We start from the raw sequence: 8156 nt of genomic DNA, 5'->3' as shown, positions 1-8156 counted from the left end.
CCCGCAGGTCGGGCCGCGCACCGGCCCCCTCGCGCCGCTCGAACACGATCTGCGTCTCGGTGGCGCGCACAGCGGGGTGCACGGTGATGTGCTCGAGCACGATGTCGCGCAGGGCGCCGGCATCGGCCACGGCGACGTGCACGAGGAAGTCGTCGCCACCGGACACGTGGAACACCTGCAGCACGCCGGGCGTGGACTCCAGGGCGTCGAAGACGGTGTCGACGCCGTCGAGCGTGTGGCCGCCCATGCGCACGCGGATCACCGCCTGCAGGGGTCGGCCGAGCGCGGCCAGATCGAGCACGGGCGACCCGGGGGTGATCACGCCGCGCTGTCGCAGCGCGCGCAGCCGGTAGGCACACGTCGACTCGGCCGCCCCGACGCGCTGCGCGAGCACCTTCGTGGTCAGCTCCGGTGCGTCCAGCATCGTCGCAAGGATCGCGCGATCGAGATCATCGAGGGCGGTGGATGCGGCGCGCACAGGCGATTGCGGATTCGACAAGGGATGCCTCCTCCCGACGTCAATTCTTGCTCAAAAACCCACTCACTCCCGCCAGCATACGCACTCGACACAACCTGCATCGCGATTGTTTGCGCCGTGAGGCACGGTGGACGTATGACCGACCGTCCTCTGCGCCCTGACACCGTCGCCGTCCACAGCGGCCGCGAGGACTTCGCGGCCCTGGGCGTGCACGCCGCTCCCATCGACCTGTCGTCGACGAATCCGTTGCCCGACATCGAGCACGGCGGCGACTCGTACGAGGCGATGGCCACCGGCGGCTACCCGCTGCCCGAGGGCGGCATGGTGTACCAGCGACTGTGGAACCCCACTGTGGCAAGGTTCGAGCATGCGCTCGCCGAGCTCGAGCACGCCGCCACGGCGGTGGCCTTCTCGTCGGGCATGGCCGCGATGACCGCCGCCATCCTCGCCCACACCGCTGCGGGAGACGGTGGCACGACGGGCACGCGTCACGTCGTCGCGGTGCGGCCGCTGTACGGCGGCACCGATCACCTGCTCGACTCGGGACTGCTGGGGGTCGAGGCCACGTTCTGCGCGGAGGACGAGGTGGGCGCCAGCATCCGCCCCGATACGGCACTGGTGATCCTTGAGACACCCGCCAACCCGACGCTCGACCTCGTCGACATCGCGGCCGTCGTCGCCCAGGCTGGCGACGTGCCGGTGCTCGTGGACAACACGTTCGCCACGCCCGTGCTGCAGAACCCGCTCGACCTCGGTGCACGCCTGGCGCTGCACAGCGCGACGAAGTACCTGGGCGGGCACGGCGACGTCGTCGCCGGCGTCATCGCGTGCGACGAGGAGAGCGCTGCGGCGCTGCGCCGCGTGCGCGCGATTACGGGAGGCATCCTGCACCCACTGGGTGCTTACCTGCTGCACCGGGGCCTCGCGACCCTGCCCACGCGCATGCGTGCGCAACAGGCGAACGCGCAGCGCATCGCCCAGTGGCTGGCCACGCATCCGGCCGTGCGCACCGTGCACTACCCGGGCATGGACGGTGACCCGCGCGGTCTGCTCGGCGCCCAGCTGCGCGGCCCCGGCGCGATGATCGCCATCTCGCTCGCGGGCGGCTACGAGGCCGCCAGCACCGTCACGTCGACGGTTGAGCTGTTCACGCACGCGGTGTCGCTCGGCGGTGTCGATTCGCTCATCCAGCACCCGGCGGCACTCACCCACCGCCCGGTGCCGCCCGAGGCGCGGCCCTCGGCCGACGTGCTTCGCCTGTCGATCGGACTCGAGGACCCCGACGACCTCATCGCCGACCTCGACCGGGCGTTCGCGGTCGCCACCGGCGACACACGGGCGGTGCACGCGCAACACGTGTCGGCCTGAATATGCTGGGGCGCATCCCTGTCCGAAGGAGCTGTGATGCCCGGCAAGTTCGACCTCACCATCACCACGCTGCAGCACCTGCTGGACGACCGGGACGCCCGCGCGATCATCGATGAGGTCGTTCCCGAGCTGCCGCACAACCCGATGGTGGCGTTCGTCAAGGGGATGCCCGTCGACAAGCTGCTGCAGATGGCCGGCGACAAGCTCCCCGCCGACAAGGTCGACGAGCTGCGTCAGCGCATCGAAGCGCTCTGACTCAGCGGCGCCACCACCTCCGGGGGCGTCGGCGCGGGCTCTTCGGCTGCGCGCTGTCGCGCGGCCTGATCGGCGCGTCGTCGTTCGTCGCGCCGGCGATGCCACGCGGCGACGGCGGTGTCGACGTCACGCGTCGGCATTATCATGGGCGGTCCGCCGAGCAGCTGCCGACGCGCCTCGACGACGCGGCGGATCGCCTGCTGCATCTCGGTTTCGATCACGGCTGAGCGCTCCAGCGCTGTCGGGTTGCATGGAGTGGATGCCGATGGCATCCACTCCACATTGGGCTCCTCGCCGCGCTCGCGCGCCTCGCGCTTGACACGGTAGTGTGCCGCCGCTTCGCGGGGATCGTCGCCGTGCGCACTCATCCCGATCATTGTGCCTCTCGCGCGGCGCACGCGATCGTCGCTATGCTCAGCACGTGAACCTTATCTCTGCACTGACCAACGTCGATATCGTGCCCATCAGCGCCTCGACCGGCACAGGAGTGAGCTGGACGGTCGTGGGGATTGCGTACTACATCCTGCTCGCAGTGGCGATGTGGCGCACGTTTTCGAAGGCTGGCTGGCCGGGCATCCTCGCCATCATCCCGATCGTCAACGCCTTCATCCTCGTCAAGGTCGGCGGCATGTCGGCGTGGCTCGGTCTGCTCTACCTGATCCCGGTCGTGAACATCATCTTCGGGATCGTGGTGGCGGTGAAGGTCGGCGCCAACTTCGGCAAGGGCGGCGCGTTCTCGTTCTTCCTGCTGTGGCTGATCGCACCGATCGGGTACTTCATCATCGGGTTCGGCCAGGCGCGGTATACGAAGCCCGCCTGATCCCGGCACCCGCACCACAGGAGGGTCGCCAGGGGGTCGCAGCGACTCCTGGGCATGACCGTGGTGACGAGCATGGCCGGCCCGCGGCATCCGTCCTCGTCTCGTCCGCCGGGAGTTCTCGCTCGCACTCCTGACACTCGCGCTGTCGCTACCGGCGGCCGCTCTGACCGTCCTCGCGCGGCACCGCCGTCGTTCGGCACCTTGGACGGTTCGCTCGATGCCGAGCACCGGGCTCGTCCAGGCAGGCCCGGTGCGACCGCGGAGGTCACTCGTCACGCATCGCCTGTCCCGCGGTCGAGTCGGCCAAGGCAGTGGAGACCCGTGTGCGCCGCAGCGCAGCCATCGTCGCTGCGCTCGGGGAGTGAGGGGACAGGTCTTCCGGCGGTACCCTTGTGATGAGGGGGTGAGGCGGTGGGTCGCACAGATGAAGCCGTCGCCGAGGGCCTCCAGATCGCGTGGGCGGCTGCTCGCCTGGCGGTGAAGAACGTGATCCTGGTCGAGACGCTCGCGCAGGGTGCTGATTTCATTCCCGATGCCGTCGCTGCGACGGCCCGCGAGGTGCTGGTCGGGCTGGCCGACGAACAGGACGCCGCCGGGGAGCGGGCGCGTCACCAACGCAAGAAGGCATGGGGGCGGTTCAGCGACCCCGACGGCACGCACGACTATCGTGACCGCGACACCCGCAACCTGCGCCGCCGCCAGAAGCAGTATGAGGGCGTGGCACGCGCGCTGCGCGGGTACGCGGCCGACCCGGGCACGGTGATGCGGCTCGTGGAGGACGCCCGCGAGTCTGCGTGGGCCGACGTCGCCGGCAACCTCTCGTGGCGGCTCGAGGCCGAGGGCATGCGGCCCGACGCAGATCCCGAGTACAGCGCAATGCGCGATGCACGCATGTCTGCGGTGGCCCTCATCGACCTGCAGCGCCTCGAGGCCCGGCAGCGCAAGCTCGGGCACCTGCCCGCGGAGTAGCACTGCGGCGGCGGGGTGTTCGCGACACCCCGCCGCGTAAGGTATTCTGGACGACGGCCCGCGCGATGCGCAGGCCATGCGCCTCTAGCTCAGCTGGATAGAGCATCTGACTACGGATCAGAAGGTCGGGGGTTCGAATCCCTCGAGGCGCGCATCTTGTGAAGGCCCGGTTCTCTCGTCTCCGGCTACGCGCCGCACCTGATGTAGCGCAGTGACCCGAACCGGAACACGAGCAAGGATGCCGATGCCGCCCGATCCCCCCAACGCGCCCGCGCGCACCCGCAGACTCCCGCCGGTCACGCCGCGCACGTGGGTCGTCGTGGTGCTCGTCGGGTTCGTCGGCCAGCTCGCCTGGACCGTCGAGAACATGTACCTGAACGTGTTCGTCTACGACACGATCACGACCGATCCCACCGTCATCGCCGTGCTGGTGGCGGCTTCGGCGGTCGCCGCGACCCTGGCGACGATGATCGTCGGCGCGTGGTCCGACAAAGTGCACCGGCGCCGCGTGTTCATCTCGGTCGGCTACGTGCTGTGGGGGCTGGCGACGGCGGCGTTCGGATTCGTCCAGCCAGCTGCCGGCGGCGCGGCCGCGCAGGTCGTGGGTCTCGCCGTGATCGCGATCGTGGTGCTCGACTGCGTCATGTCGTTCTTCGGTTCGGGCGCCAACGATGCCGCGTTCAACGCCTGGGTGACCGACTCGACCGTCCCCGCCAACCGCGGCCGTGTCGACGGTGTGCTGGCGATCCTGCCGCTCATGTCGATGCTGCTCGTGTTCGGCGCCCTCGACGGACTCACCCAGGCGGGGGAGTGGAGGCTGTTCTTCGGCATCATCGGACTGGCCACCGCCGCCGTCGGCGTGGTCGCCTGGTTCGTCGTGAAGGATGCCCCCGGCATCCAGACCACGACCGACGGCTACCTCGCCGCGCTCGTGCACGGACTGCGCCCGAGCACTGTGCGTGCCTACGCCGGCCTCTACATTCTGCTCGCGGCATGGGCGATCGTCGGCACGGCGTCGCAGGTGTTCTTCCCGTACCTGATCATCTACATCCAGCGGTATCTGCAGATCGACGGGTATGCGATCATCCTCGCCAGCGTGCTCACTCTCGCCGCGGTCGTCAGCGTGCTCGGCGGCCGGGTGATCGACCGCATCGGCACACTCACGGCGGTGCTGCCGGCCACGGCGATCATGATCGTCGGCCTGATCGGCATGTTCGTCGCCCGCGAGCTGCTGGTGATCATCGTGTTCGGCACGCTCATGATGGCCGGGTTCCTGCTGGCGACCGCCTCGATCTCGGCGGCCGTGCGGGACCACACGCCCGTCGATCGCGTCGGCATGGTGCAGGGGCTGCGCATGATCTTCGTCGTCCTCATCCCGATGGTGATCGGGCCGGCCGTCGGCGCGGCTGTGATCGTCGGCGCCAACGAGACGTACGAAGACCTTGGCGTCATCAAGCAGGTGCCCACACCGTGGATTTTCCCGACCGCGGCGCTCGTCGCCGTGCTGGTCGTCATCCCGGTGCTCGTACTGCGCCGGCGGGTGCGTCTGGGGGTCGACGCATGACGATGCTCACCCGTTGGGGGCGCGACCTCGACCGCGACGCCCCGCTGCCCGACTACCCACGTCCCCAGCTCGTGCGCGGCGATTGGCACAACCTCAACGGCGTGTGGAACTGTGCGTTCACCGCCCGCGCAGCGAGAGCCGCCACGGTCGCCGACCCGACGCGGCCGCCGACCGCATGGCCGTACGAGATCGTCGTGCCGTTCTCGCCCGAGACGCCGCTGTCGGGTGTGGACCGCAGCCTTGGCGCCGACGAGACCCTCTGGTACCGCCGCTCGTTCGCCCTGCCGCGCGAGCTGAGCGAGGGCGACCGGTTGCTGCTGCACTTCGGCGCGGTCGACCAGTCGTGCCGCGTCGCCGTCGACGGCACCGACGTCGGCGGGCATGTCGGCGGCTACTTGCCGTTCGCCCTCGACATCACTGCGGCGCTCGCCGCGACGGACGAGCACGAGCTCGTCGTCGCGGTGCGCGATGTGACGGATGCCTCGTGGCACACGCGCGGCAAGCAGTCCAGCAAGCGCGGGGGTATCTGGTACACGCCGCAGTCCGGCATCTGGCAGACCGTGTGGCTCGAGATCGTCCCGCGGGAGGCGGTCGACGGGCTCGTCCTCACCCCCCACCTGGCCACGGGCGAGATCGAGGTGACCGTGCACAGCGCGCACGGTAGCCACGCACGGGTGGAGGTCGGTGCCGACGGCGAGGTGATCGTGGCAGATACGGTGGCCGCCGGCATCCCGACCCGTCTGCGACTGCCCACCCCGGTGCGCGCCTGGTCGCCGGAGGACCCGTTCCTCTACGACGTGACGATCACCGTCGGCGACGACCGGGTCGAGTCCTACGTCGGCATGCGCTCGTTCGGCGTCGGGCGCGATGAGCGCGGGCACCCTCGACTGCTGCTCAACGGCGCGCCCTACCTGCCGGTCGGCCTGCTCGATCAGGGGTACTGGCCCGACGGCGGGTACACGGCGCCGTCGGATGCGGCGCTGGAGTATGACGTCCGCCTTGCCAAGCGCCTCGGGTTCACGATGCTGCGCAAGCACATCAAGGTCGAGCCGATGCGCTGGTATCACCATTGCGACCGGCTCGGCATGCTCGTCTGGCAGGACGCCGTCAACGGCGGCACCGTCTACAAGCCGCTCGTGATCACCGCCCCCGCGTTCGGGGTGCCCGCCATCGACGACGGCCGCTACGACCGGTTCGGGCGCGAGGATGCGGCCGGCCGCGCGGAGTTCGAAGACGAGCTCGTGGAGATGATCGAGCAGCTGCGGTCGGTGCCCTCGATCTCTCTCTGGGTGCCCTTCAACGAGGGCTGGGGGCAGTTCGACGCGGCCCGGATCACCGCGCTCGTGCGCGACCTCGACCCCACCCGGCCCGTCGACCACGCCAGCGGGTGGCACGACCAGGGCGCCGGCGACCTGCAGAGCCTGCACATCTACTTCCGCCCGGTGCGGGTGCCGCGCCGGCGCGACGATCGCGTGCTGGCGGTGACCGAGTACGGCGGCTACTCGCTCGCGGTGCCGGGCAGGTCATGGGGCGAGAAGACGTTCGGGTATCGCGTGTACCGACGCCGCGCCGCCTGGGCCGATGCCGTCGAGCGGCTGCACACGCGTGAGATCGAACGGGCCGTCGCGCGGGGACTCGGCGCCACCGTGTACACGCAGCTGTCGGATGTCGAAGACGAGGTCAACGGGCTCGTGACGTACGACCGGTGCTTCGTGAAGATCGACCAGGACCGGATGCGGGCGATCAACGATCGGCTGCGAGGTGCGGCATCCACTCGCCTCGCCGCGGGAGGGGAGGTCTCGTGATCGAGTGCGAACTGACCGAGCCCGTGTCGCTGACGTTGCCCAACGGGCGGCTCAACTACGAGGCGATGGGCTGACCGAGAACGTGTTCCTCGTCGACGGGAGTCTGCACGAGATCCACGGCGAACTGACGGGGGAGTGCGGCATCGCGCGCTGGGGCGAGCCGTGGCGCATCGCCGACGGTGGGCTGGACGCCACGTTCACGCCGTTGAGCGTTCGCTCTCGGCGAACGCGGGTGCTGTGTGTGCTCTGAGCTCGTGCTGCCCGCGCACTCGCTCGTGCCCCGTGCGTCGCGTGCGCTCACTATTGTTCACTTGCCGCGTTCTGCGGCCTCGACCCACGAAACGTGGCGCGTAAAGCGAGGCGTACACGTGCGGGTGCATGGGCACGGACGCATGGTCGCCCTCGTACTCGACCACGGTCCGGTACTCCGGGTGCACCAGCTCGCTGTGCCCGAGCTTTCTCCCGTCGCTGTCGCCGATGTCGACGACCCTACGCGCACCAGTTCGAGGGCACGGCGCAGCCTGCGCGCACCCCGCCGCCGAAGCGTAGCGACCGCGTCGCCGAGCTCGCCCCATGTCGCGATAGCAGCCTCGGCGGGGAGCTTGCGTCCGCGTTCATCGCGTGGGACGGTGACGAGCGCGTCCCCGGCGGCGACGAGATCGCGAAGGGAGCGGGATGCCGCAAGCTGCACCCACGTCGAGGCCGGACTTGCCACGATCAGGCCATGATGGCTCTGCATCGTCACACCGTCCGGGGCGAGTTGGGGCCCGCGGACGCCGGCGCCGCGCGGCGCCCGCCGGGCGCGACCACGGCGACGTGCACCACGTCGGGCAGAGCTGCGCGCGAGTCTCAGCAACCGGCTCGCCACCCCCGATCGTGACGAGGTCCCTGCAGCGT

Annotated in this window: 9 protein-coding genes and 1 tRNA gene; 8 read left to right on the top strand and 2 right to left on the bottom strand. The window is 69.9% G+C overall.

What is annotated here, in order from left to right; genetic code table 11:
- Positions 1 to 499: Lrp/AsnC family transcriptional regulator (locus ACK5IN_RS01935; RefSeq protein WP_416894546.1), on the bottom strand; the 499-nt coding region annotated here is incomplete at its 3' end.
- Positions 500 to 613: 114 nt separating this feature from the next.
- Between ACK5IN_RS01935 and ACK5IN_RS01930 the strand changes: the two genes are divergently transcribed.
- On the top strand, positions 614 to 1846 hold the full coding sequence (locus tag ACK5IN_RS01930) for a trans-sulfuration enzyme family protein (protein WP_416894545.1): 1233 nt from the start codon (positions 614 to 616) through the stop codon (positions 1844 to 1846).
- 36 nt (positions 1847 to 1882) lie between these two features.
- A complete protein-coding gene (locus tag ACK5IN_RS01925; RefSeq protein ID WP_416894544.1) occupies positions 1883 to 2101 on the top strand; it encodes a hypothetical protein in 219 nt (72 codons plus the stop codon).
- On the opposite strand, the gene ACK5IN_RS01920 is transcribed toward ACK5IN_RS01925, so the two are convergent.
- Complete coding sequence (locus ACK5IN_RS01920) at positions 2080 to 2469, bottom strand: hypothetical protein (protein WP_416894543.1); 390 nt, start codon at positions 2467 to 2469, stop codon at positions 2080 to 2082. The genes ACK5IN_RS01925 and ACK5IN_RS01920 overlap by 22 nt on opposite strands.
- Positions 2470 to 2522: 53 nt before the next feature.
- On the opposite strand from ACK5IN_RS01920, the gene ACK5IN_RS01915 reads away from it, so the two are divergent.
- The 6 genes from ACK5IN_RS01915 (at position 2523) to ACK5IN_RS01890 (ending at position 7509) form a co-directional block, all read left to right on the top strand.
- Complete coding sequence (locus ACK5IN_RS01915) at positions 2523 to 2921, top strand: DUF5684 domain-containing protein (protein ID WP_416894542.1); 399 nt, start codon at positions 2523 to 2525, stop codon at positions 2919 to 2921.
- Between the two features lie 411 nt (positions 2922 to 3332).
- Positions 3333 to 3890 carry an asparagine synthase gene (locus ACK5IN_RS01910; protein WP_416894541.1) on the top strand — a complete coding sequence of 186 codons (558 nt, stop codon included), beginning with the start codon at positions 3333 to 3335 and terminating at the stop codon, positions 3888 to 3890.
- A gap of 78 nt (positions 3891 to 3968) precedes the next feature.
- Positions 3969 to 4042 (top strand) — tRNA-Arg (locus ACK5IN_RS01905).
- Between the two features lie 92 nt (positions 4043 to 4134).
- A complete protein-coding gene (locus ACK5IN_RS01900) occupies positions 4135 to 5454 on the top strand; it encodes an MFS transporter (RefSeq protein WP_416894540.1) in 1320 nt (439 codons plus the stop codon).
- Positions 5451 to 7259 carry a glycoside hydrolase family 2 protein gene (locus ACK5IN_RS01895; protein ID WP_416894539.1) on the top strand — a complete coding sequence of 603 codons (1809 nt, stop codon included), beginning with the start codon at positions 5451 to 5453 and terminating at the stop codon, positions 7257 to 7259. Before ACK5IN_RS01900 ends, ACK5IN_RS01895 begins: the two co-directional genes overlap by 4 nt.
- A complete protein-coding gene (locus tag ACK5IN_RS01890; RefSeq protein ID WP_416894538.1) occupies positions 7216 to 7509 on the top strand; it encodes a DUF2804 domain-containing protein in 294 nt (97 codons plus the stop codon). Before ACK5IN_RS01895 ends, ACK5IN_RS01890 begins: the two co-directional genes overlap by 44 nt.
- Positions 7510 to 8156: the final 647 nt, after the last annotated feature.

This window comes from Microbacterium sp. (genome assembly GCF_047971895.1).
Taxonomy (GTDB): Bacteria; Actinomycetota; Actinomycetes; order Actinomycetales; family Microbacteriaceae; genus Microbacterium.
The sequence above is the reverse complement of the archived record's forward strand: the minus strand, read 5'-3'. Positions and strand labels throughout refer to the sequence as shown.